This window comes from Streptomyces sp. AC558_RSS880 (assembly GCF_019049255.1).
GTDB lineage: Bacteria > Actinomycetota > Actinomycetes > Streptomycetales > Streptomycetaceae > Streptomyces.
On record NZ_JAGMUJ010000184.1, the window covers coordinates 1 to 651 of the forward strand.

Here is a 651-nt window from a genome sequence, read left to right on the forward strand (position 1 = left end):
CTCGCCGGCCTCGCCGGAGCCTTCCGTGAAGATCAGCACGCCGTCGCCCAGGGCATCACCACCCCCTACAACTCCGGCGTCAACGAAGGACGTATCACCGACGTCAAGCTGCAGAAACGCCTGATGGCCGGTCGCGCCGGCGTCCCTCTCCTTCGCCATCGCGTCGTTCTGATCGCCCACCTCCGCCGTCGCTATGCTGACCGGCCGACCGGTCCTTGCAGCTGATGTCTGCGACGCGCTGGGCCGATGGCCTGCGGGTCGCAGGAATCAACTGGCGGCTGGGCACTGGTTCCGTGCAGATTGACCTTGCAAATTCGGCGAGAGGGCGGGGAACGGATGGCATCGGGCAGACCGCAGACGGACGGCAACGCAGACGCGGGAGACGACGTCCACAGACGCTGGTTGCGGCTGCTCAATCGCTCCACGGGAAGCCCCGACTACCGGGATGAATGGTTCGACGAGCAGTGCGGCGGATGCCGGTTCTGGATCCCGCTGAGCGGAGAACTGGGCCTGGACTGGGGGGCCTGCACCCACGCCGACTCTCGGTTCGACGGGCGCGTGCGTTTTGAGCACGACGGCTGCGAACACTTCTCCGTCCGCGACGACGGCACCTTCGGATGATCTACGGCTACGAAATTCTTGCCAGAGCCG

The 651-nt window shown here is 66.1% G+C and carries 1 protein-coding gene and 1 pseudogene; both read left to right on the forward strand.

Annotated elements, in window-relative coordinates; genetic code table 11:
* A pseudogene (locus KUM38_RS39410) lies at positions 1 to 225 on the forward strand (ISL3 family transposase); the annotation flags it as partial.
* Between the two features lie 111 nt (positions 226 to 336).
* Positions 337 to 621, forward strand: coding sequence for a DUF3027 domain-containing protein (locus KUM38_RS39415; protein ID WP_217136949.1), 285 nt, complete (start codon positions 337 to 339; stop codon positions 619 to 621).
* Positions 622 to 651: the final 30 nt, after the last annotated feature.